Consider the following 22,780-nt stretch of genomic DNA (forward strand, 5'->3'; position numbering starts at 1 on the left):
ACGAGCGACCGGGCTGCGGCCCTGTCGCGCACCGAAATTCGAGGCGGCACGCGTGAGGGTCATTCCCCGCACGATCCAACCGCAAACCAGAGGAACGACACCATGACCGATTTCACGATGGAGAAAGGCGCCGACGGCGTCGCGATCATCACCTGGGATTGCCCGGGCAAGTCCATGAACGTCTTGTCCATCGACGCGGCCCTGCATCTTGAGAGCCTCGTCGACGACGCGCTCGCCGATGATACTGTGAAAGGCATCGTCATCACCTCCGGCAAGGACAGCTTTGCCGCGGGCATGGATCTCAACGTCATCGCCGGCATGAAGGCCGAGGCGGGCGAGAACGCCGCCGAAGGTCTCTTCGAGGGAATCATGTCGCTCCACAAGGCGCTTCGGAAAATCGAACTTGCCGGCATGGACCCCAAGACCCAGAAGGGCGGCAAGCCGATCGCCGCGGCGCTGCCCGGTACCGCGCTCGGCATCGGGCTCGAATTGCCCCTCGCCTGCCACCGCATCTTCGTGACCCCGAACCCCAAGGCCAAGATCGGCCTGCCCGAGATCATGGTCGGCATCTTCCCGGGCGGCGGCGGCACGACGCGGCTTGTCCGCAAGCTCGGCGCGATGACCGCCTCGCCTTTCCTGCTCGAAGGGAAACTGTCCGATCCGATGAAGGCGAAATCGGCGGGGCTCGTCGATGAGGTCGTCGCCGATCCGGTCGAGGCGGCTAAGGAATGGGTGCTGCAGGCAAGCGACAAGGACATCGTGAAGCCTTGGGATGCCAAGGGCTACAAGATGCCCGGCGGCGCACCCTATCACCCGGCAGGCTTCATGACTTTCGTCGGTGCCTCGGCAATGGTGCACGGCAAGACCAAGGGCGTCTATCCTGCGGCAAAGGCGCTTCTCTCGGCGGTCTATGAGGGCGCGCTCGTGCCCTTCGACACCGCGCTCAAGATCGAGGCGCGCTGGTTCACCAACGTTCTGATGAACCCGTCCTCGTCCGCGATGATCCGCTCGCTCTTCATCAACAAGGGCGCGCTCGAGAAAGGCGCGGTCCGCCCCGAAGGCATCGACGACCAGTCGGTCAAGAAGGTCGGCGTTCTTGGTGCGGGCATGATGGGCGCGGGCATCAGTCTCGTCTCGGCAATGGCCGGGATCGAGGTCGTCCTGATCGACCAGAAGCAGGAAGCCGCGGACAAGGGCAAGTCCTATACCGAGTCCTATCTCGACCAAGGCATCAAGAAGAAGAAGGTCGACGAGGCCAAGAAAGAGAAGGTGCTCGGCCTCATCACCGCGACCACGGATTACGCGGCGCTCGAAGGCTGCGACCTCATCATCGAGGCGGTCTTCGAAGATCCCAAGATCAAGGCCGAGGTGACCGCCAAGGTTGAAGAGGTCATCGGTGACGACTGCATCTTCGCGACCAACACCTCCACCCTGCCGATTTCGGACCTTGCCAAGGCCTCGAAGCGCCCCGATCAGTTCATCGGCATCCACTTCTTCTCACCCGTGGAGAAGATGAACCTCGTGGAGATCATCCGCGGCAAGGAAACCGGCGACCGCGCCGTTGCGAAGGCGCTCGATTACGTCCGCCAGATCCGCAAGACGCCGATCGTGGTGAACGATGCACGCTTCTTCTACGCCAATCGCTGCATCATCCCCTTCATCAACGAAGGCATCCGCATGGTGGCCGAGGGTGTGAACCCCGCGCTCATCGAGAATGCCGCGAAGATGGTGGGCATGCCGCTCGGGCCGCTGCAGCTCGTGGACGAGACATCCATCGATCTCGGTGCCAAGATCGCTCGCGCGACCAAGGCCGCGATGGGCGACGACTATCCCGACGAAGCCGTGGATGAGGTGATCTTCTGGATGGAAGGCGAAGGCCGCCTTGGCCGGAAGTCCAACGCGGGCTTCTATGCCTATGACGAGAAGGGCAAGCGCCAGGGTATCTGGGACGGACTCGCCGCGCGTTATTCCGAGGCCGAGACGCAGCCCGAGCTGACCGACGTGCAGCACCGTCTCCTCTTCGCGCAGGCCCTCGAAGCGGTGCGCGCGCTCGAGGAAGGCGTGCTCATGGACATCCGCGAAGGCGATGTCGGCGCGATCCTCGGCTGGGGCTTTGCCCCCTGGTCGGGCGGCCCGCTCTCCTGGCTCGACATTCTCGGCGCACCCTATGCGGCAGAGCGCTGCGATGCGCTTGAAGCCAAGTTCGGGGAGCGGTTCTCCTGCCCGGCGCTTCTGCGCGAGATGGCCGAGAAGAACCAGAGCTTCTACGGGCGCTTCGGCCCCTCCGAGGCGGAAGCGGCGTAAGGCCTCCGCAGATTGCGGAAACTAGAAGAGAGAGCCCTGTTCGGGGCTCTCTTTTTTCTTGGCGGAGGAGGATTTCGCGCTGCCACCGATCTTGAGGCGGCCGTCCTTGAACTCGATCTCGAGCCCCCCCGCCGCTTCGGCAGCGGCCTTCGTCGTCACGACGCCGCTTTCTGCGCGCACCACCGCGTAGCCGCGCTCCAGCGTCGCCTTGTAGCCCAGTGTCTCGTGCAATCGGCCGAGCGCGTCGAGCTTGCGGCGGCTTGCCTCTGCCGTATCCCCGAACGCCCGGTCGAGCCGGCGAGAGAGGTCGGCGACACGCTCGCCGCCCTGCATGATGCGCGTCGTGATGGGGCGGATGTCGAGACGGTCGGCCTGTCGCCCAAGGCTCTGGCCCCGCGCCTCTGTTAGCCGCAGCAGCGCGGGCGCAAGGCGTGCACCCCATTGCGCGACACCGCGCTGCCCTTCGGAGAGACGCCCGCGCAGCATCGACGGGCGCAGGCTCCCCGCGCTTTCAGACAGGCTCACGCGGCGGCTTTGAACGCCCCGGATCAGGGCCGCGGGCAGACGCTCACCGCTGGTGTCGAGCCGCTGGCGCGCAGTGTCGAGCAGCGTCTCGGGCCGGGGAAGCGCGCGCGACAGATCGCCAAGCCGCTGGCCGCGATACTCGATCCGCTGCGACACCGCCCGGCCCAGCCGCGCCTGCATCTCGCCGGTCCAGGCCAGAAGGTCGCGCCTGACCGGCACGGCAAGCTCCGCCGCCGCCGTCGGTGTCGGCGCGCGCAGATCGGCGGCGAAGTCGATCAGGGTCGTGTCCGTCTCGTGGCCCACGGCGGAAATCAGCGGAATCTCGGACGCCGCGGCCGCGCGCACGACGATCTCCTCGTTGAAGCCCCAAAGATCCTCGATCGATCCGCCGCCCCGCGCGACGATCAGAAGGTCGGGCCGGGGCAGCGCGCCGCCCGGCGTCAGCGCGTTGAATCCTTCGATCGCGCGGGCGACCTCGGGGGCGCATTTCTGCCCTTGCACCGCGACCGGCCAGATCAACACCTTGCGTGGAAAGCGTTCGCGCAGACGGTGCAGGATATCGCGGATCACCGCGCCCGAGGGCGAGGTCACGACGCCGATGATCTCGGGCAGGAAAGGCGGCTTGCGCTTGCGCCCTGCATCGAAGAGCCCCTCGGCGGCGAGCGCCGCGCGGCGCTTTTCCAGCATCGCCATGAGGGCGCCCTGCCCGGCTGGGCGGATATCCTCAATCACCACCTGGTACTTGGACTGGCCGGGGAAAGTGGTGATGCGCCCGGTGGCGATCACCTCCATTCCCTCTTCGGGCTGCGTCTCGATGCGTGCGGCGACGCCTTTCCACATCACGCCCGAGATGACCGAGCGGTCATCCTTCAGGTCGAGATAGACATGCCCCGAACGCGGCCGCGAGACGCGTCCCACTTCGCCGCGAATGCGGACATGGCCGAACGCCCCCTCGATCGTGCGCTTCACCGCGCCCGAGATTTCGGAGACCGTGAATTCGGGGGTATTGCCGCTTTCCGCGCCCTCGCCGTCGTCGTCGATGAGATCCATCAGCCTGCCGCTTGTCCTTTGCGTGACCGCACCCTAGAACGCCGGCCCGAGAGGGACAACGCGAGAGGACGCCCGCGCCATGAACATTCTCATCCTCGGAGGCGGCGGACGCGAGCACGCGCTCGCTTGGGCGGCGATGCAGAACCCCAAATGCGACAAGCTGATCGTCGCGCCGGGCAATGCCGGGATCGCAGAGATCGCGACCTGCGCGCGCCTCGACATCGAGGATGGTTCCGCCGTGGCGGAGTTTGCAGGCGACAACGCCATCGATCTCGTGATCATCGGACCCGAAGCGCCGCTTGTCGCGGGCGTTGCCGATACGCTGCGCGCGGCGGGCATCCTCGTCTTCGGACCCTCGCAGGAGGCCGCGCGGCTCGAAGCGTCCAAAGCCTTCACGAAAGAGATCTGCGACGCTGCCGGCGCGCCGACCGCAGGCTACGCCCATTTCACCGATCTCGACGCCGCGCGCGACCATGTTCGGCAAGGCCCCTTCCCGGTCGTCATCAAGGCCGATGGGTTGGCCGCCGGAAAGGGCGTCATCATCGCCGAGACGCTGGAAGAGGCCGAGGCCGCGCTTGAAGACATGTTCGGAGGCACGTTCGGCGCGGCAGGCGCTGAAGTCGTCATCGAGGAGTTCATGACCGGCGAGGAAGCGTCCTTCTTCGTCCTCTGCGATGGCGAGACGGTTTTGCCCATCGGCACCGCGCAGGACCACAAGCGCGTCGGCGAGGGCGATACCGGCCCCAATACCGGCGGCATGGGAGCCTATTCGCCTGCGCCCATCATGGACGACGCGGTGACCGAGGCCGCGCTCGAACAAATCGTGAAGCCGACAATGGCGGAGATGGCGCGGCGCGGGCATCCCTATCAAGGTGTCCTCTACGCAGGGCTGATGATCGAGGACGGCGCGCCCCGGCTCGTGGAATACAACGTCCGTTTCGGCGATCCCGAATGCCAGGTGTTGATGATGCGGCTCGGCGGACAGGCGCTCGACCTCATCCATGCCTGCGCCGAAGGCCGGCTGGCGGAGGCGCAGGTGAACTGGGCGGACGATCATGCCATGACGGTGGTTCTGGCCGCCAAGGGCTATCCCGGTAGCTACGAGAAAGGCAGCGTCATCGGCGGATTGGACAATCTGCCCGAGGACAGCTTCCACATGACCTTTCACGCTGGCACGGCCGAGGCGGATGGCCGGATCGTCGCGACAGGCGGGCGCGTCCTCAATGCGACGGGCCGCGGTTCAAGCCTTACCGAGGCGAAAGCCCGCGCCTACGCGCAAGTCGACGCGATCGACTGGCCCGAGGGGTTCTGTCGCCGGGACATCGGCTGGCGCGCGCTCTGAGGCGCGCGCCGCGCGGGTCACATCGTCAGAACGGTCGAACCCGTCGTCTTGCGCGCCTCGAGCGTGCGATGGGCCTCCGCCACATCCGTCAACGGGAAGCGCTGATCTATGCGGATCTTCACCGCGCCGCTTTCCACCTTGGACATCAGCATCCCCGCCATCTCCTGGCAGGTCGCGTGATCGGCGATATGCGTGAACAGCGTCGGCCGCGTGATCTTGAGCGAGCCCTTTCCGCCTAACTCCGCGATGTTGAACGGCGGCACCGGACCCGAGGCATTGCCGAAGGAGATCATCATGCCAAGCGGGCGCAGCGAATTGAGCGAGCCTTCGAACGTATCCTTGCCCACCGCGTCCATCACCACGTGCACGCCCTTGCCATCCGTCAATTCCCGGACGCGGGCCGGCCAGTCCTCGTCGCGGTAATTGATACAGGTCTCCGCACCATGCTCTTCGGCGAGACGGCATTTCTCGTCCGTCCCGGCCGTGCCGATAAGGCGGATGCCTTCGTCCCGCGCCCATTGGCAGGCGATGAGCCCCACGCCCCCGGCGGCGGCATGAAACAGCACCGTGTCGCCTTTCGAGATCGGCGTCGTGCGGTGGAAAAGATACTGCACGGTCAGTCCCTTGAGCATCATTGCCGCGCCTTCCTCGAAGGAGATCGCATCCGGCAGCTTGCAGACTTGCGCCGCGGGCATCACCCGCGCTTCGCAATAGGCGCCCGGCGGTGCGCTGGCATAAGCGGCGCGGTCGCCTTCCTTCAGATGCGTGACGCCCTCGCCCACGGCTTCCACGACCCCCGCAGCCTCCATGCCGAGCGCATGGGGCAGTTCCATCGGGTAGAGCCCCGTGCGTTGGTAGACGTCGATGAAGTTGAGCCCCGCCGCCTCGTGGCGGATACGGATCTCGCCCGCGCCGGGATCGCCGATCTCGCGGTCCTCCGGCTTGAACATCTCGGGTCCGCCATGTTCGGCGATAATCATCGTTGTGGCCATGTCCCTCTCCCTCAGAGAATTTCGATCCCCACCGCCTGCTCCGAGAAGGCGATGAAGCGGTATTGATCGGCAGTTAGCACCTCCGACAGCGCCTTCCACTCGTGATGACGCCAGCCGGGATAGCCGTAAAGCTCGTCGAACAGCAGCACGCTGCCCCGGGCGAGGCGCGCGGCGATGGCGTCGAGGACGAAGCGCGTCGGCGTGTAGGTATCGAGATCGAGATGCGCGAAGTGGATCGGCATGCCCTCGTGATCCGAAAGCCAGCCCGGCACGGTGTCTTGCACCCAGCCTTTGACGAGCCGGACGTTCGGCGCGACCTCGGGCAGCGTCCCGTTCAGCGAAAAGCGGCCCGCCTGTCCGCCCTTGGCATGGCCGGTCCAGTCTTCTTCGAGGCCCTCGAAACTGTCGAAGCCCCAGATCGTCACACCCGGGAGCTGCTTGGCGAAAAGGTTCACCCCATGACCGCGCCAGACACCGAACTCAGCGAATAGCCCGCCCTGGCCGCAACTTTCGACAGCGCGCGACAGGCAGTATTTGCGGATCTGGCGCTTCTCGGGAAACAGCATCGCGCCGGACATCTCGACGCGGAACGCCTCGAAACTGTCCTTGACCGCCCAATCGTAGAGGTGGTCGAGCGGGCTTTTGCGCGGGCTCTCCTCGCCCATGTCACCCGGCGACCTTGAGAACGATCTTGCCGATATGGGTCGAGCCTTCCATCCTCCGATGCGCCTCTGCCGCCTCTTCGAGCGGGAATTCGGAATCCATGATCGGTCCGATCCGCCCGGCATCGAGAAGCGGCCAGACATGCTCTTTCAGCGCCTCGGCGATGCGCGCCTTCGCGAGATCCGATTGCGGACGCAAGGTCGAGCCGGTGATCGTCAGGCGGCGCACCATAAGCGGCGCGAAATTGACCTCGGCCTTTGGCCCGCCCAGGAACGCGATCTGCACGAGCCGGCCGTCATCGGCGAGCGCCTTGAGGTTGCGCGGGATGTAATCGCCCCCCACCATGTCGAGGATGAGGTTCGCGCCGCCCTCGGCCTTCAGGATCTCGACGAAATCCTCCTCTCGGTAATTGATCGCGCGCTCCGCGCCGAGTTTCTCGCACGCCGCGCACTTGTCTGCGGAGCCGGCTGTCGCGAAGACGCGCGCGCCGAAATGATGCGCGAGCTGGATCGCGGTCGTGCCGATCCCGGAGGAGCCGCCATGCACGAGAAAAACTTCGCCGCCTTCAAGCCCGCCTCGCTGGAACACGTTCGACCAGACGGTGAAATAGGTCTCGGGCAGGCAGGCCGCTTCCTTCATGCCCATGCCAGCGGGCACGGGCAGGCAATGATCGGCTGGCGTGACCGCATATTCCGCGTATCCCCCGCCCGGCAGCAGCGCACAGACGGTGTCGCCGATGGACAGCCCGGTCGCGCCGGGGCCAAGCGCGACGACCTCGCCGGAGGCTTCGAGCCCCGGCAGATCGGACGCTTCGGGGGGCGGTGCGTAATTGCCCGCACGCTGGAGCGCATCGGGGCGGTTCACACCCGCATAGGCGATCTTGAGAAGAACCTGTCCGTGGCCGGGTTCGGGCCTCTCGCGCGTGACGGGGACCAGAACCTCGGGCCCGCCGCTTTCAGAAATCTCCACCGCGCGCATCGTCTCAGACATCGTCTCGCTCCTCTATCGCTTGGCGCGGAGACTGGCCAATCGCCGCAGCGGGGGCAACCGGATTGCGCGCGCCCGAACCAGCGCTAGAGTGGCGCGCATGATCTGGGTGTCTTTCCTCGTGAATATCGCCGTGCTGGTGCCGGTCCTCGTCGGGCTCGTGCGCGGCATCAAGGGCATGGACGGCGCTTTCGGCCCCGACACGCCGTCGCGGCGCATCCTTGCCTGCGTCTACGCTACGATCCTTCTGGCCTCGCTCGCCGCTTTGGTCTTTCCCGACAAGGCCGCAGAGATCGCGCATACGCTGTTTCCGCTGCAGATCCTCTACAAGATCCTGACCCTGCCCGCGCTCGGCCTCCGCCATCCCGTGGCCCGTGCGAATGCCGCCATCGCGGTGCTTCACACGGTCACGATGGTCACGCTTTACACCTGATCGGAGCGCATCTGGCCGGGCAGATCATCCCGCTTTCGCGGCGGCTTGATCGCAGCGCCGAGCCGGTTCGGCACGGCCATGAGGCGCGACAGGACGGGGTTCTTGTTGATCCGCGCCTTGGCATCTTCGATCTTCATCACATCGTCGATGCGGCGGTCCAGGAAATCCCAGGTCGCCTGACTGTCAATCGAATCGTCACCTAGCCAATAGAGCACGGTCGAGGAATACACGCCCGAAAGCGTCGCGCGCTTGGTGTACCAGTTCACATCGTCAGACGTGTCGCCGAGCGTGGTCCAGATCGCGTCCGCCGTGCCCCAAATCGCCTTCGCGCCATCGGGCGCATAGGGCGGCAGCGAAAAGAGCGTCGTGCCCCGCCGCACCGCCTCGCGATCCTCCGCGGCCTTGATCCGCGTCCGCACGGCGAAAGCAACCTTGTCGCGAAAGCGCATGCCCGAGAGGTCAGCCTCCTTGAGCTTGGCGATCATCGCCTCGTCGCCCCGCTTGTGAAAGGCAAGCGCGAGGTCGACGGCGCCGCGCGGGAACAGCGCCTTCGCGACGGTCGGATCGACCTCGGAATCCTCGATGGCGGCGCGGAAGCTCGTCTCTGTCCAGCCATCGAACGGGACATGCATCAGGGCGGCATCGATGAGCTTGTCGCGGGTATCGTCGGTCATGGCGCCTCTCTGGCTGGTTGTCTGCGGTACCCTAGACAAGCTAGCGAGCCTTTGCTATACGGCCACCTCCTGCAAATTTCATTGCAACTCAACTTAGGAAGGTGGTGACAACCACATGCAGGTAAGTGTTCGCGACAACAACGTCGATCAGGCACTTCGTGCGCTGAAGAAGAAACTCCAGCGTGAGGGCGTGTTTCGGGAAATGAAGCTTCGGCAACATTTCGAGAAACCCTCCGAGAAGAAAGCCCGAGAGAAGGCCGAAGCGATCCGCCGTGCGCGCAAGCTGGCGCGCAAGAAGGCACAGCGCGAAGGCATGCTCTGAGCTGCCAGATTGAACACTGAGGGCGCTTAGCCCGAGTGAGACGACCCCCGCCGGTGGAAACCGCGGGGGTTTGTCGCTTTTGGGGGGCTTCTCCGGTTTCGGCCCGACGTTTTCTCCGCTCACCCGCCCCGCGCAGCTTGCAAGATCATGTCGCTCGCCTTTTCGGCAATCATCACCGTCGGCGCGTTCGTGTTGCCCGATGTGATGGTGGGCATCACGCTCGCATCGACAACCCGCAGACCCTCCGTGCCCCGTAGCCGCAACGCCCCGTCGAGCGGCGCGGCCTCGTCCGTACCCATCCGCACCGTTCCCACCGGATGGAAGATCGTCGTGCCTATATCACCTGCCGCGCGCGCGAGGTCGGCGTCGCTCTCGATCTGCGCGCCCGGTTTCATCTCTTCCGGCGCATAGCTGGCCATCGGGCCCTCCGTCATGATCCGCCGCGTCAGCCGGATCGCGTCGATCGCAACCCGGCGGTCGCCTTCGGTCGACAGGTAATTCGGCGCGATCTCCGGCGCGTCCCGGAAATCGTTGGACGTCAGCCGCACATGCCCCCGGCTCTCTGGGCGCAGGTTGCACACGCTTGCGGTGATCGCCGGGAACGGATCGAGCGGCTCGCCGAACGCCGGCAGCGATAGCGGTTGCACATGGTATTCGAGGTCCGGCGTTTCGAGCCCGGCGCGCGATTTGGCGAACGCGCCGAGTTGCGACGGCGCCATGGACATCGGCCCGGATCGGCTCACAAGGTATTCCAGCCCGATCCGGGCCTTACCCCAGAGCGAATTGGCGAGCGTGTTCAGCGTCTTCGCACCTGTCAGCCGCCAGGAACAGCGCAGTTGCAGATGGTCCTGAAGATTGCCGCCGATCGCGGAAATGTCGCGCCGCACCTCGATTCCGTGCGCTGCCAGATGATCGGCGGGCCCGAGCCCCGAGAGCATCAGGATCTGCGGCGAGCCGATCGCGCCTGCCGAAAGGATCACCTCGGCCCGCGCGCGCGCCTCGCGCCGCACGCCGCCTTGCTCGAAGCCGAGGCCCGTGACGCGGGCGCCGTCGAAGGTCAGCCCCGTCACCTGGGCCCCTGTCTCTATCCTGAGCCGAGCCTTGTCCGCGCCCTTGAGGAAGGCCGAGGCCATCGAGACCCGCCATCCGCGCTTCTGGCTGACACGGAAATAGCCGACGCCCTCGTTGTTGCCGGTGTTGAAATCCCGCGTCTTCGGCAGGCCGGCCGCGTGGGCCGCTTCCATCCAGTCGTCGAGCACCTTCCAGCTCAGCCGCTGGTCCTCGATCCTCCAAGGCCCGCCCGCGCCGTGCATGTCGCTGGACCCGTCGACGTAATCCTCGCTCTTGAGAAAATAGGGCAGCACGTCGTCCCAGCCCCAACCGGACAGGCCGCTCTGCCGCCAGCCGTCATAATCCGCCGCCTGCCCGCGCAGGTAGAGCATCCCGTTGATCGCCGAGCAGCCCCCGAGGATGCGCCCCCTCGGATACAGGAGCGAGCGCCCGTTGAGGCCCGGCTCCGCCCGCGTGCGAAACATCCAGTCGGTGCGCGGATTGCCGATGCAGTAAAGATACCCCATCGGGATATGCACCCAATGGTAATTGTCGCGCCCGCCCGCCTCCAGGAGCAGGACGGAATGGCCCGCATCGGACAAGCGGCGCGCCAGAACGCAGCCTGCGCTGCCCGCGCCCACGACGATGTAGTCGGTTTCGATCACGGCTCTCCTCCCCCGAGCTGCAGGCTCGCCCATGCCGCGGCCGGGCGCAAGACGCTCAGAGCGGCAGCGCGGTCGTCTGCGAGACCCCTCGCAGCGAAAACGACGAATGCATCTGCGCGACGCCCGGCAAGCGCGTCAGGTATTGCCGGTGAATGCGCGCGAAATCCTCCGTATCCTCGGCCACGATCTTCACGAGGTAATCCGCCGTCCCCGCCATCAGGTGACACTCGAGCACGTTCGGGATGCGCCGGATCGCGGTCTCGAACGCATCGAGCGTCTCGTCCGATTGGTGGGTCAGCGTGATCTCGACGAAGATCGTCGCCGAGAGGCGCACCTTGCGCGGATCGACCAGCGCGACATAGCCCGCCACGTAGCCTTCGGCCTCGAGCCGCGCGACACGGCGATGACAGGCCGAGGGCGACAGGCCCGCCGCCTCCGCAAGATCGGCATTCGAGATCCGCCCGCGCTTCTGCAGAAGCCGCAACAGCCGACTGTCCATCGTATCGAGTGACATGATGCGCGAAGATCCTTCGACCAAACCAGGTTTTCGCGCATGAATATTGCCCGTTCTACCCCCGAAGACCAGAGGATTGCCGAGGACATTGCGCGTGCCCTCTGCGAGCCTCTTGGCAAATCAGAGGAGGAGTTGCCATGAAGATCGGATGTCCCAAGGAAATCAAGGCGCAGGAATTCCGCGTCGGCCTCACGCCGGAAGCGGCAGGCGAGGCCATCGCGCATGGCCACGAGGTGCTGATCGAGACCGGAGCCGGCGCAGGCGCGGGCTTCGAGGACGACGCCTATACGAGCCTTGGCGCGCGGATCGTACAAACCGCCGAGGAGATCTTCGCCGAAGCCGAGATGGTGGTGAAGGTGAAAGAGCCCCAGCCCGCAGAGCGACGCATGCTGCGCGAAGGCCAGGTGCTCTTTACCTATCTCCACCTTGCGCCCGACCCCGAACAGACGCGCGAGCTGATGGAAAGCGGCGCGACCTGCATCGCCTACGAGACCGTGACTGACGGCAAGGGCGGCCTGCCGCTTCTCGCGCCGATGTCCGAGGTCGCGGGCAAGCTCGCACCGCAAATGGGCGCCTGGACCTTGCAGAAGGCCAATGGCGGACGCGGCGTGCTGATGGGCGGCGTGCCGGGCGTGATGCCTGCCAACGTCGTGGTGATCGGCGGCGGCATCGTCGGCACCAATGCGGCGCGGGTTGCCGCGGGCATGGGCGCGGACGTGACGGTGCTCGACCGCTCCCTGCCCCGTCTGCGCCATCTCGACGAAGCCTTCCGCGGGGTGTTCAAGACCGCCTATGCCAGCCGCGCCGCCACGGCCGAGCTGGTGGCCGAGGCCGACATGGTCATCGGCGCGGTGCTCATCCCCGGCGCCGCCGCGCCGAAGCTCGTCACCCGCGATCAGCTCTCCGAGATGAAGCCAGGCGCGGCGCTCGTCGATGTTGCGATCGACCAGGGCGGGTGCTTCGAGACCTCGAAGGCCACGACGCACCAGGATCCGGTCTACGAGGTGGACGGGATCATGCATTACTGCGTCGCCAACATGCCGGGCGCAGTCGCGCGCTCCTCCACGATGGCGCTCGGCAACGCGACCATGCCGCATATGCTGGCGCTGGCCGACAAGGGCTGGCAGCAAGCGATGATCGACGATCCCAACCTCATGGAAGGGCTCAATGTCCATGCGGGCAAGCTGACCTATTACGCGGTCGGCCGGGCGCTCGGCCTCGACGTCACCTCGCCGCAGCTCATCCTCAAGGGTGGCGACTGAGCCCTTCTTCGGGTTGGTCCAAATACCCGGGGAGCGCGAGGGGCTGGCCCCTCGCATCTGCCATCAGGGGTCGAGAGCCACCTGCTGGTAGAGGCATCCCTCCTCGGCATCGAAACTCTGCGCGCGGCCCGTCAGACGCTCGGGCCGCTCGAAATCGGCGCAGATCCGGTATTCTTCCTTGTCCACGATCTCGTAGCGATAGGGCGCATCCGTATAGGGATCGTTGAGGCGCACATCGTAGCGGCATGACGCGCTTTCGGTCAGATCCTGCGGCAGGACATTGCCCTCCGTCGTCGCCTTGCAGGTGACGAGCGATGTCAGCGACAGAAGATCGGAGAAGCGGGTTTCGTCGCGCGCTTCCATCCGCCCGGCCTGCGGACCGCCGACTTGCCAGAGCGCGGCCACGACCAGGAGCACGGCCAACCCGGTGACGCCCGCCACGGCGATACGATCGGGCGTCATGCGCGCGCTCCTTCGGCCATGAGGCCCCTGAGATAGAGGAAGACCAGCCCGGCCGCGGCAGCGACCAGCGCCGCCTTGGCTACGAAGCGGATCGTCAGATCCCCCGACAGGAACGCGTAAAGGACCGCCACGGCATCGCAGATAAGCGCCGCCGCCGCGAGAAACAGCAGGACATGGCCGAGCCAGGCCCGCGTCGAGGACCGTCCTCCCGCCGGATCGCTCTGCCGGTTCACGACCATTCTGCGGTCAAGCAGCAGGAACAGCGGCACGAAGATCACGAGGTTCGCGATCGACCATCGCATCGTCCACGAGAAGCCGGACCGCCAGGGACGATCGGCGGCATCGGGAAACCACACGTTTATGAGCGAGAAGCCGAGCGAGATGATATAGCCGATACTGGCCCCGAGCGCGAGGAACAGGACGCCGTAGAGAAAGGCGTCGCGCGCGCCGAGCGCAGGCTGCGGACGCGGCACCGGCATTCCGCCCGGACCGTCAGCCCATTGACCGAGCGCGCGAGCGATCTCGGCCTCGGACCATCCGACATCCGCAAGGGCGGCGCTGATTTCCGCGCGCGCCGTGCCGCGCGCCAGGGCCTCGCGCACGAAGGCGTCCCGGCGTTCCTCCGGCCGCACCGGGCGCTACTCCTTCGAACCCACGTTCTGCGCGAAGGCGGTCTCGAAGGCGGTCTGTTTGTCGGCCCCGGCTTCGGTCTGGTACTTCGCCTTCCACTCGGACATCGGCATTCCGTAGAAGATCTCGCGCGCCTCTTCCTTGTCCATCTCGATGCCGCGCGCGTTTGCGGCCTCCTGGTACCAGCGCGACAGGCAGTTCCGGCAGAAGCCCGCAAGGTTCATCATGTCGATGTTCTGCACATCCGTGCGCTCCTCCATCAGGTGCTGTCGCAGGCCGCGGAAGGCGGCGGCTTCGAGCTCGAGGCGGGTCTGATCGTCCATCTGAGGTCTCCTGATGATCGCTTAAGTCAAAAAATCGTCTCTCTCTGCGGCATGTGCAAGGCCCCGCTTGCGCGATGCGTCCCAAGACTTGCGCCGCGCGTCCCTGTTCGGTTGAAGTTGAGCCGGGCGCGACCTTGCGTCATAAGGCGGTCAACCGATAGCGGTAACAGCTGCAAGAGACCCCAAGCGGACGCCCCAAGGCGCGTCGAGGAGCAGAACGATATGAGACGGATGCGAAACGTGAAGATCGTGGCCACGCTGGGCCCGGCCTCCTCGGATTACGAGATGATCCGCAAGCTGCACGAGGCGGGCGCGGATGTGTTCCGGCTCAACATGAGCCACGGCACCCATGACGAGATCCGCGAGCGTCACAGGATCATCCGCCAGGTCGAGACCGATCTCGATTCGACGATCGGCATTCTCGCCGACCTTCAGGGGCCGAAACTGCGCGTCGGAGCTTTCGCCAACGGCGAGGAGGAACTCGAGGAAGGCCAGGACTTCCGGCTCGACCTCACGGATGCGCCCGGCGACAAGTCCCGCGTGACGCTGCCGCACCCGGAGATTTTCCAGGTGCTCGAACCCGGCGCGTCGCTTCTCGTCAATGACGGCAAGATCCGGCTGCAAGTGAAGGAATGCGGAGAAGATTTCGCCAATTGCACGGTCACGGTCGGCGGCACGATCTCCAACCGCAAGGGCGTGAACGTCCCGGACGTGGTGTTGCCGCTGGCGGCGCTCTCCGAGAAGGATCGCGAGGATCTCGAATTCGTGGCCGATCTTGGCGTCGATTGGCTGGCCCTGTCCTTCGTGCAGCGCGCCGCCGACGTCGAGGAGGCGCGCCGCCTTGCCAAGGGACGCGCCGCGATCCTTTCGAAGATCGAGAAACCGGCGGCGGTCAAAGCGTTCGACGAGATTCTCTACGCCTCCGATGGCATCATGGTCGCGCGCGGCGATCTCGGCGTCGAGTTGCCGGTCCAGAACGTGCCGCCGATCCAGAAGCGGCTCATCCGCAAATGTCGCGCCGCCGCCAAGCCGGTGATCGTGGCGACGCAGATGCTCGAATCGATGATCGAGAGCCCGATGCCGACCCGCGCCGAAGTCTCGGACGTGGCAACGGCGATCTACGAAGGCTCGGACGCGATCATGCTGTCGGCGGAATCGGCGGCGGGCGACTACCCGATCGAGGCCGTGACGACGATGAACAACGTCGCCGAAGAGGTCGAGAACGACCCCACTTATACCGAGATCATCGAAGCCTCGCGCATCACCGACAAGAAGAGCGTCGCCGACGGTATCGTCGCCGCCGCGCGCGAGATCGCCGAGAGCGCCAAGGTCAAGGCGATCTGCTGCTATACGCAATCGGGCACGACCGCGCTTCTGGTGGCCCGCGAGCGTCCGCGCGTGCCGATCCTCGCGCTGTCCTCCTCGATCTCGACGGCGCGGCGCCTCGCGCTCACCTGGGGGACGCAATGCGTGACGACCGGAGATCTCGACCGTTTCAAATCGGCGGTGGTCGATGCGGCCAAGGCCGCCCGCAAGCTCGATTATGCAACGTCCGAAGATCTGATCGTCGTGACCGCGGGTGTGCCCTTCAACACGACCGGCACGACGAACATTCTGCGCGTCGCGCCCTGCGATGAGCGTTTGATCTACGCCACCGACCCGGAATAACCTTTCCGAGGTGATTTGGGTTTGGGGGTGGCATGTCGCCCGACATCGCTTTGGCGTTCGGTGTTCTTCTTGTCGCGCTGGCGATCACGTCGATCCTGGCGGCTCTTGCCGAAGGTCGCCGCCCCCTGGTGGGCGGCCTCCTCGTCCTAGGGGGCGCCGCGTCGATATGGCTCGCCTGGCAGCAAAGCGGCGGCTCCCTGACATTCGAGGATATCCCGATGTCTTTCGTGCGCCTGATCGCCGAATTCCGCTGAGGAACGCGGCGCTTGCAATTGGACGCGGCAGCCCTTAGAGGGACCGCTCACGCCTCGTGCGGCCGGCCAAGTGGCATTGCCGAGTCGCATGGAACGACACTCAAAGTCTGAGGAGATGGAAATGCCCAAGATGAAGACGAAGTCGAGCGCGAAGAAGCGCTTCAAGATCTCGGCAAGCGGCAAGGTGATCGCGGGCCAGGCCGGCAAACGCCACGGCATGATCAAACGCACGAAGAAGTTTATCCGCGACGCGCGCGGCACGACCACGCTGTCGGAGCCCGATGCGAAGATCATCAAGGGCTATATGCCCTACGATCGCTGATCCCACGGATACGAGAAGGAGCTAGATCATGTCTCGAGTCAAAGGTGGGACCACGACCCACGCCCGTCACAAGAAAATCACCAAGGCCGCAAAAGGCTATTACGGCCGTCGCAAGAACACCTTCAAGGTGGCGACGCAGGCCGTCGACAAGGCCAACCAGTACGCGACCCGCGACCGGAAGAACCGCAAGCGCAATTTCCGCGCGCTCTGGATCCAGCGGATCAACGCCGCCGTCCGCGCGCATGACGAAGCGCTGACCTATTCGCGGTTCGTCAACGGCCTGACGCTGGCCGGTATCGAGGTGGACCGCAAGGTTCTCGCCGATCTCGCCGTGCACGAGCCCGAAGCCTTCGGTGCGATCGTCGAGAAGGCGAAAGGCGCGCTGGCCGCCTGAGCCGGACGCCCGTCACCAAAAGAAAGCCCCGGCGCACCAGATGCGGCCGGGGCTTTTTATTTGTCCGCGTGTCATCGCGTCAGGGCCGGATCCGCAGCCCTCAGCGCCTCCGCGATCTGCCGGGCGATCCGCGCGGAGCCCTCGACCGAAGGGTGGATCTGATCGCGCGCGAAAAGCGCTCCGTTCGAGAAGGGCACCACGTCTCCCATATCGACGAAGACGATACCGGGATCGGCGGCGGCCATGCGTTCGGTGCGCGCCGCCATCTCGTCGTAGATGCGCCCGCATGTGGTGCCGGCGAATCTTGGCGACGTATAGTAATCGGCCCAAAGGACGTTACTGCCCCGTACCCGCAATCCCGAGACCATGCGAGGTATAGCGCCGGAGCGTCCATCCTCCGAGATAAGCGTGTCGAGCGTGCCGCGCGTATCGGGCCCCGAGCAGCCGACCCGCAGATCGTTCGCGCCGCCATTCATCACGACCCAGCGGGGGCTCAGATCCGAAACCTGCTCGGTGATGTTGAGCGCGCCGCGCCCCGTCGAGCCGGTGACGCTGGCGAAGGGCAAGGATACATCGCCCACAGGCTGCCCGAGAAGGCGCGAGAGGTTCCGCGCGACGGACGCGTCCTGCGTCCGGTTCCAGGCCATGACGGAATCGCCCGCCACGACGAGACGCGCGCCCTCCGGCACGCCGCGCCCGCAGGCCGCGACGAGGCCGATGAGGAGAAATGCGAATGCGAGGCGCATGTGTCGTCCTTTCCGTGCAGTCCGGGAACAGCCTAGCGGCGCTTGCGCGACAGGCAACGCGGCGCCCGGTGTGTTGTGCGAAAAAGAAAGGGCGGCCGAACCCGGCCGCCCCTGTCGCGTATCATACCAAAGCCGTGACTTACATGCTGTTGGACGCGGCGAAGCCCGTGAAGCCGCCCATGCCGAGATCGGCTTGCATGGTCGCTTCGCCGGTCTCGAGGTCGATCATGTAGAGGCCGGCGCTTTCTGCGCCTTCAATCTGAAGGATCGCGTAAGCTTCGTTCTCGCCTTCGGATGCGGAGAGGATCTCGAAGCCGCCCATCGGGGCAAGGTCGACCGCCTCGCCGTCGACCATGATCGGCGCGACGGTTTCGAGCGTGCCTTCGTTGTTCGCCACGCTCACCAGCGCGTCGGTTTCAGCGTCAAGACCGTACTGGAACGTCTCGGACGCGGTCTCACCATCGATGGCGTTGGTGTAGGCGTTCGCAAAGACCATCGGCGTCGCGTCCGCGTTGTCGTCGCCTTCGGCATAGGCGAGATCCGTCATGCGCACGACGGTGTTGGCGCGGTCGTCATTGTCGCCAAAACCTTCGGGGAAGTAGACGAGATTGTCGCCCGTGGTCGTTACGGCGCGCACGGCGTCGATGGCGTTGTTGAAGTCAAAGGCCACCATTGCGCCGTCGCCGATGGTTGCATCGTCGCCGAAGCTCGCTTCGAGATCGGTCATCTCTCCCGAAGCCGGATCGACAGTGTAGATCGCATCTGCGGAGAACCCGACGAGATCGCCGGTGACCGGGCGATAGGCGATGGCCGAGAGCGGCATGTTCAGCTCATAGGTTTCAATTTCGCCCGGCGCCGAGATATCGGCCATCACGACGAGCGTGCTGCCGTCTTCCGCGAGGGCATAGCCGGAGGCGGCATGTGCTGCGCCAGCGGCGGAAAGAGCGAGAATGGACGTGGCTGCAATAGTGCGGATCATCTTACATACTTCCGTTCTGTTCATCTGTTCGCGGCAGGGCTCACCCCTGACGCTCGGCCTCATCCACGAAAGCCGCCGGGAATAAGTTTCGCGCGATCTGCACAGGAAGCCGCGCGGTCCAGTTGCGCGCCTCGCAACCCGCATGTAGCAAGGCGCGCAAGAGCGAAGGGCCGAGCCTGCGAGGACGAGATGGACGATCTGCGCGACAAGTATATTCAGGCGATTGCCGGGGCCGAGGACGAGGCCGCGCTAGAGGCGTTGCGCCTCGAGGCGGTCGGCAAGAAGGGCGAGATCAGCCTGAAGATGCGCGAACTCGGCAAGATGAGCGCCGAGGAGCGGCAGGTCGCGGGCCCGAAGCTCAACGCGCTCAAGGACGAGATCAACGCCGCGCTCGCCGCCAAGAAAGCCGCGCTCGGCGATGCGGCGCTCGATGCGCGGCTTCGCGAGGAATGGCTCGATGTGACGCTGCCGGGCCGGCCGATGCGGACGGGCTCGATCCACCCGATCAGCCAGGTCACCGAAGAACTGACGGCGATCTTCGCCGATATGGGGTTCTCGGTCGCCGAAGGGCCGCAGATCGACACCGACTGGTACAATTTCGACGCGCTGAACATTCCCGGCCATCACCCCGCCCGCGCGGAGATGGACACGTTCTACATGCACCGCGACGAAGGCGATAATCGCCCGCCTCACGTCCTTCGGACTCATACCTCGCCGGTGCAGATCCGGCACATGGAGAAATACGGCGCGCCCTGCCGGATCATCGCTCCGGGCCGGGTCTACCGGGCTGATTACGACCAGACGCACACGCCGATGTTCCACCAGGTCGAGGGGCTCGCGATCGACCGCGACATCTCGATGGCGAACCTCAAATGGGTGCTGGAGGAGTTTTTCGCGGCCTTCTTCGAGGTGGACGGGATCAAGACGCGGTTCCGCGCCTCGCATTTCCCCTTCACCGAACCCTCCGCCGAGGTGGATATCCAGTGTTCTTGGGAAGACGGGCAGCTCAAGATCGGCGAAGGGGATGGCTGGCTTGAGGTTCTAGGCTCCGGCATGGTGCATCCCAAGGTGTTGCAGGCGGCCGGGGTAGATCCGTCCGAATGGCAGGGCTTTGCCTTCGGCATGGGGATCGACCGGATCGCGATGCTGAAATACGGTATCCCGGATCTCAGGGCGTTTTTCGACAGCGATCTGCGCTGGCTAAAGCATTACGGCTTTTCGAGCCTCGGCGTTCCGACGCTGCATGGGGGTCTTTCGGCCTGACGCACTCCGCACGCGGAGTGCGAGCCGGTTTTCGACGCGAAAACCGGAGCCGTGCGGAGCGCGTGACCGCTTCTCGCGGCGAAAATCGGAACCCTAACCGGACGGGCACGCTTTTCGCGTCGAAAAGCGCGCGCTCTTTGCGACAAAGAGCGCGTGACCACTGCCGAAAGGAAACCCCATGCGTCTCTTCCGCCATGAAAACCGCCAGCAGACCGATCAGACCCGCCGTCTCTATGCCCGCTACGAGCTTGCCCATACCGCCGTCGATTTCGCCGCCGCGTTTCTCTTTCTCGTGGGCTCGGTCCTGTTCTTCTGGCAGTCGCTCGAAACCGCAGCGATCTGGTGCTTCGTCCTCGGCTCGGTGTTCTTTTGCGTGAAGCCGACACTGCGCCTGATCCGCGAAATCCACCTTTACCGCATCGGCGAGACCGACGCGCTCGCCAAGGCCGACCAGATCGGCTGAGCCCTTTCCGTCCCGTCTGCGATCCGCTAGGAGATCCCCGACCCGATCCAAGACCCCGAGGCGCATGCGATGAAGTTCACCCTCTCCTGGCTCAAGCACCATCTCGACACCACGGCCTCCGTCTCGGAGATCGCCGAGACGCTGACCGATCTCGGCCTCGAGGTGGAAGCTGTGGAAGATCCCGCGGAGCGCCTCGGCGACTTCACCCTCGGCCGCGTCATCGCCGCCGAGAAGCATCCCGATGCGGACAAGCTGAAGGTCTGCCGGGTCGAGACCGACGAGGGCGAGCGCCAGATCATTTGCGGCGCACCGAATGCCCGCGAGGGTATCACCGTCGTCCTCGCCAAGCCCGGCACCTATGTGCCCGGCATCGACACGACGATCCAGGTCGGCAAGATCCGTGGCGTGGAGAGCTTCGGCATGATGTGTTCCGAACGCGAAATGGAGCTGTCGGACGAGCATTCGGGCATCATCGAGCTGCCCTCGGGCGAGGTCGGCCAGCGCTTCGTCGACTGGCTCACCGCGAACGACCCTGCCAAGATCGACCCCGTGATCGAGATCGCGATCACCCCCAACCGGCCCGATGCGCTCGGTGTCAGGGGCGTGGCGCGCGACCTTGCGGCACGTGGCCTCGGCACGCTGATCGCGCGGGACACGGACCCGGTCCCGGGCACGTTCGAAAGCCCGATCAAGGTCACGATCAACGACGAGGCCCGCGAGGCCTGCCCGGTTTTCTATGGCCGTCTCATTCGCGGCGTGAAGAACGGCCCCTCCCCCGATTGGCTGCAACAGAGCCTCAAGGCGATCGGTCTTCGCCCGATTTCCTTCCTCGTGGATGTGACGAACTTCTTCACCTATGACCGCAACCGCCCGCTGCATGTCTTCGACGCGGCCAAGGTCAAAGGCGATCTGCGCGTGCATCTGTCGAAAGGCGGAGAAGAGCTTCTCGCGCTCGATGAGAAAACCTACCGCCTCGCGCCCGGCATGACGGTGATCTCGGACGACACCGGCGTCGAGAGCCTGGGCGGCATCATGGGCGGCGAGGCGTCGGGCGTGACCGAGGAGACGACGGATGTCTTTCTCGAGGCAGCCTTCTTCGACCCGATCCGCACCGCCTATACGGGCCGCTCGCTCAAGATCAATTCCGATGCGCGCTACCGCTTCGAGCGCGGTATCGACCCCGAGTGGACGCCGCACGGCATCGAGCACGCGACGCGGATGATCCTCGATCACGCAGGCGGCGAGGCGTCCGAAGTGGTGGTTGCGGGCGAGATCCCGGACCATGCGCGCGCCTACCGGCTCGACACGGAGCGTTGCTCCCGGCTCGTCGGAATGGACATTCCGGCCGAGACGCAGCGCGCGACGCTGGAGGCGCTCGGCTTCGTCATGGACGGCGACATGGCGCATGTGCCGTCCTGGCGGCCCGACGTGATGGGCGAGGCGGATCTCGTGGAAGAGGTCGCGCGGATCGCGTCGCTCACCAAGCTCGAGGGCAAGCCCCTGCCCCGGATGCATTCGGGCGTCCCGCGCCCGATCCTGTCGGCGCTGCAGAAGCGCGAGCAGGCAGGACGGCGCACGGCCGCGAGCCTTGGCTACAATGAATGCGTCACCTACAGCTTCATCGACCGAACCGCGGCAGAGCTTTTCGGCGGTGGACAGGACGCGAGCATGCTCGCCAACCCGATCTCCTCGGAGATGAGCCACATGCGCCCGGCGCTGCTGCCGGGTCTGCTGCAGGCGGCGGCGCGCAACCAGGCACGCGGCATGTCCGACCTGGCATTGTTCGAGATGGGTCATGTTTTCGAAGGCGGCGAGCCAGGCGAGCAGAACCTGTGCCTCGCGGGCATTCTCGTCGGCCGCACCGGGCCGAAGGATGTGCATGGCGCCTCGCGTGCGGTCGATCTTTACGATGCCAAGACCGACGCGGAGGCGCTTTTGTCCGCTATGGGCGCGCCCGCGAAGATGCAGATCCTGCGGAGCGGCGATGCATGGTGGCACCCGGGCCGCCACGGCGTGCTGTGCCTCGGGCCCAAGAAGGTGCTCGGAATCTTCGGCGAGATTCATCCGCGCATTCTGCAAGCGCTCGACGTGAAAGGCCCCGTCGTCGGCTTCACGATCTGGCCCGAGGCGATCCCGATGCCGAAAAAGGCGGTGTCGACCCGCCCCGCTCTGGCGCAGAGCGACCTGCAACCCGTGGAGCGCGATTTCGCCTTCGTGGTGGACCGGGATGTCGCCGCGCTCGATCTCGTGAATGCCGCCGCAGGCGCCGATAAGGCTCTGATAGAAGAGGTGCGCGTCTTCGACGAATTCGTCGGCGGCAGCCTTGGCGAAGGCAAGAAATCCCTCGCGATCACCGTCCGAATGCAGCCGAAAGAGGCGACGCTGAAGGAAAAGGACATCGAGGCCGTGGGCGTGAAAATCGTCGAGAAGGTCGGCAAGGCGACGGGCGGCACGCTCCGGGGCTGACCCCCTCACCTTGTCCGGCCTCTGCGG

24 protein-coding genes are annotated in these 22,780 nt (G+C 65.5%); 12 read left to right on the forward strand and 12 right to left on the reverse strand.

Annotation, left to right across the window (positions count from 1 at the left end; genetic code table 11):
- The first annotated feature begins 102 nt into the window (after positions 1 to 102).
- Complete coding sequence (locus BM171_RS02925) at positions 103 to 2,304, forward strand: 3-hydroxyacyl-CoA dehydrogenase NAD-binding domain-containing protein (protein WP_093009333.1); 2,202 nt, start codon at positions 103 to 105, stop codon at positions 2,302 to 2,304.
- A gap of 21 nt (positions 2,305 to 2,325) precedes the next feature.
- Here the strand turns inward: BM171_RS02925 and xseA are convergent, their stop codons facing one another.
- On the reverse strand, positions 2,326 to 3,879 hold the full coding sequence (gene xseA / locus BM171_RS02930) for an exodeoxyribonuclease VII large subunit (protein ID WP_093009334.1): 1,554 nt from the start codon (positions 3,877 to 3,879) through the stop codon (positions 2,326 to 2,328).
- Between the two features lie 79 nt (positions 3,880 to 3,958).
- Here xseA and purD point away from each other — a divergent pair, with 79 nt between their 5' ends.
- Complete coding sequence (purD, locus tag BM171_RS02935; RefSeq protein WP_093009335.1) at positions 3,959 to 5,221, forward strand: phosphoribosylamine--glycine ligase; 1,263 nt, start codon at positions 3,959 to 3,961, stop codon at positions 5,219 to 5,221.
- A 17-nt stretch (positions 5,222 to 5,238) separates the two neighbouring features.
- On the opposite strand, the gene BM171_RS02940 is transcribed toward purD, so the two are convergent.
- From BM171_RS02940 to BM171_RS02950, 3 genes are read right to left on the reverse strand one after another with little or no spacing between them, the layout of a single operon-like run.
- The gene (locus BM171_RS02940; protein WP_093009336.1) at positions 5,239 to 6,213 is read right to left on the reverse strand and encodes a quinone oxidoreductase family protein; all 975 of its coding nucleotides are present in this window, start codon (positions 6,211 to 6,213) and stop codon (positions 5,239 to 5,241) included.
- Between the two features lie 11 nt (positions 6,214 to 6,224).
- On the reverse strand, positions 6,225 to 6,878 hold the full coding sequence (locus tag BM171_RS02945) for a class I SAM-dependent methyltransferase (protein ID WP_093009337.1): 654 nt from the start codon (positions 6,876 to 6,878) through the stop codon (positions 6,225 to 6,227).
- Between the two features lies 1 nt (position 6,879).
- Positions 6,880 to 7,866 (reverse strand): NAD(P)H-quinone oxidoreductase, encoded by a 987-nt coding sequence (locus BM171_RS02950; RefSeq protein ID WP_093009338.1) that lies wholly within the window; start codon positions 7,864 to 7,866, stop codon positions 6,880 to 6,882.
- Positions 7,867 to 7,963: 97 nt separating this feature from the next.
- Between BM171_RS02950 and BM171_RS02955 the strand changes: the two genes are divergently transcribed.
- Positions 7,964 to 8,296, forward strand: coding sequence for a hypothetical protein (locus BM171_RS02955; protein WP_139218660.1), 333 nt, complete (start codon positions 7,964 to 7,966; stop codon positions 8,294 to 8,296).
- Here BM171_RS02955 and BM171_RS02960 read toward each other — a convergent pair.
- Positions 8,287 to 8,970, reverse strand: a complete 684-nt coding sequence (locus BM171_RS02960) for a COQ9 family protein (RefSeq protein WP_093009340.1) — start codon at positions 8,968 to 8,970, stop codon at positions 8,287 to 8,289. The genes BM171_RS02955 and BM171_RS02960 overlap by 10 nt on opposite strands.
- A gap of 115 nt (positions 8,971 to 9,085) precedes the next feature.
- Here BM171_RS02960 and rpsU point away from each other — a divergent pair, with 115 nt between their 5' ends.
- On the forward strand, positions 9,086 to 9,292 hold the full coding sequence (gene rpsU / locus BM171_RS02965; protein WP_036556662.1) for a 30S ribosomal protein S21: 207 nt from the start codon (positions 9,086 to 9,088) through the stop codon (positions 9,290 to 9,292).
- Positions 9,293 to 9,411: 119 nt separating this feature from the next.
- Here the strand turns inward: rpsU and BM171_RS02970 are convergent, their stop codons facing one another.
- Together BM171_RS02970 and BM171_RS02975 are read right to left on the reverse strand one after the other, a co-directional pair.
- Complete coding sequence (locus BM171_RS02970; protein ID WP_093009714.1) at positions 9,412 to 11,004, reverse strand: GMC family oxidoreductase; 1,593 nt, start codon at positions 11,002 to 11,004, stop codon at positions 9,412 to 9,414.
- A 58-nt stretch (positions 11,005 to 11,062) separates the two neighbouring features.
- Positions 11,063 to 11,521: an Lrp/AsnC family transcriptional regulator gene (locus tag BM171_RS02975; protein ID WP_093009341.1), complete on the reverse strand. Its 459-nt coding sequence runs from the start codon at positions 11,519 to 11,521 to the stop codon at positions 11,063 to 11,065.
- Between the two features lie 137 nt (positions 11,522 to 11,658).
- Between BM171_RS02975 and ald the strand changes: the two genes are divergently transcribed.
- Positions 11,659 to 12,783: an alanine dehydrogenase gene (gene ald, locus BM171_RS02980; protein ID WP_093009342.1), complete on the forward strand. Its 1,125-nt coding sequence runs from the start codon at positions 11,659 to 11,661 to the stop codon at positions 12,781 to 12,783.
- A 63-nt stretch (positions 12,784 to 12,846) separates the two neighbouring features.
- On the opposite strand, the gene BM171_RS02985 is transcribed toward ald, so the two are convergent.
- From BM171_RS02985 to BM171_RS02995, 3 genes are read right to left on the reverse strand one after another with little or no spacing between them, the layout of a single operon-like run.
- Positions 12,847 to 13,245, reverse strand: coding sequence for a hypothetical protein (locus BM171_RS02985; protein WP_093009343.1), 399 nt, complete (start codon positions 13,243 to 13,245; stop codon positions 12,847 to 12,849).
- On the reverse strand, positions 13,242 to 13,877 hold the full coding sequence (locus BM171_RS02990; RefSeq protein ID WP_093009344.1) for a DUF5671 domain-containing protein: 636 nt from the start codon (positions 13,875 to 13,877) through the stop codon (positions 13,242 to 13,244). The genes BM171_RS02985 and BM171_RS02990 overlap by 4 nt, the downstream gene beginning before the upstream one ends.
- A gap of 6 nt (positions 13,878 to 13,883) precedes the next feature.
- Positions 13,884 to 14,198 (reverse strand): DUF1244 domain-containing protein, encoded by a 315-nt coding sequence (locus BM171_RS02995; protein WP_093009345.1) that lies wholly within the window; start codon positions 14,196 to 14,198, stop codon positions 13,884 to 13,886.
- Positions 14,199 to 14,420: 222 nt separating this feature from the next.
- Here BM171_RS02995 and pyk point away from each other — a divergent pair, with 222 nt between their 5' ends.
- The 4 genes from pyk (at position 14,421) to rplT (ending at position 16,836) form a co-directional block, all read left to right on the forward strand.
- Entirely contained in the window at positions 14,421 to 15,866 is a 1,446-nt protein-coding gene (gene pyk / locus BM171_RS03000) for a pyruvate kinase (protein ID WP_093009346.1), read from the forward strand.
- Positions 15,867 to 15,898: 32 nt separating this feature from the next.
- Positions 15,899 to 16,120, forward strand: a complete 222-nt coding sequence (locus BM171_RS03005) for a hypothetical protein (RefSeq protein ID WP_093009347.1) — start codon at positions 15,899 to 15,901, stop codon at positions 16,118 to 16,120.
- Positions 16,121 to 16,241: 121 nt separating this feature from the next.
- Positions 16,242 to 16,442, forward strand: a complete 201-nt coding sequence (rpmI, locus tag BM171_RS03010; protein WP_093009715.1) for a 50S ribosomal protein L35 — start codon at positions 16,242 to 16,244, stop codon at positions 16,440 to 16,442.
- A gap of 28 nt (positions 16,443 to 16,470) precedes the next feature.
- Positions 16,471 to 16,836 carry a 50S ribosomal protein L20 gene (rplT, locus tag BM171_RS03015; protein WP_093009348.1) on the forward strand — a complete coding sequence of 122 codons (366 nt, stop codon included), beginning with the start codon at positions 16,471 to 16,473 and terminating at the stop codon, positions 16,834 to 16,836.
- A gap of 71 nt (positions 16,837 to 16,907) precedes the next feature.
- Here rplT and BM171_RS03020 read toward each other — a convergent pair whose 3' ends face one another.
- Positions 16,908 to 17,582 (reverse strand): SGNH/GDSL hydrolase family protein, encoded by a 675-nt coding sequence (locus BM171_RS03020; RefSeq protein WP_093009349.1) that lies wholly within the window; start codon positions 17,580 to 17,582, stop codon positions 16,908 to 16,910.
- A 139-nt stretch (positions 17,583 to 17,721) separates the two neighbouring features.
- Positions 17,722 to 18,561: a DUF4394 domain-containing protein gene (locus BM171_RS03025; RefSeq protein WP_093009350.1), complete on the reverse strand. Its 840-nt coding sequence runs from the start codon at positions 18,559 to 18,561 to the stop codon at positions 17,722 to 17,724.
- A 189-nt stretch (positions 18,562 to 18,750) separates the two neighbouring features.
- On the opposite strand from BM171_RS03025, the gene pheS reads away from it, so the two are divergent.
- From pheS to pheT, 3 genes are all read left to right on the forward strand, one after another.
- Positions 18,751 to 19,824: a phenylalanine--tRNA ligase subunit alpha gene (gene pheS, locus BM171_RS03030; RefSeq protein ID WP_093009351.1), complete on the forward strand. Its 1,074-nt coding sequence runs from the start codon at positions 18,751 to 18,753 to the stop codon at positions 19,822 to 19,824.
- 178 nt (positions 19,825 to 20,002) lie between these two features.
- The gene (locus BM171_RS03035) at positions 20,003 to 20,287 is read left to right on the forward strand and encodes a YrhK family protein (protein ID WP_093009352.1); all 285 of its coding nucleotides are present in this window, start codon (positions 20,003 to 20,005) and stop codon (positions 20,285 to 20,287) included.
- A gap of 69 nt (positions 20,288 to 20,356) precedes the next feature.
- Complete coding sequence (pheT, locus tag BM171_RS03040) at positions 20,357 to 22,753, forward strand: phenylalanine--tRNA ligase subunit beta (RefSeq protein WP_093009353.1); 2,397 nt, start codon at positions 20,357 to 20,359, stop codon at positions 22,751 to 22,753.
- Positions 22,754 to 22,780 lie beyond the last annotated feature (27 nt).

It is taken from the genome of Roseivivax halotolerans (assembly GCF_900115815.1).
GTDB classification, from domain to species: Bacteria; Pseudomonadota; Alphaproteobacteria; order Rhodobacterales; family Rhodobacteraceae; genus Roseivivax; species Roseivivax halotolerans.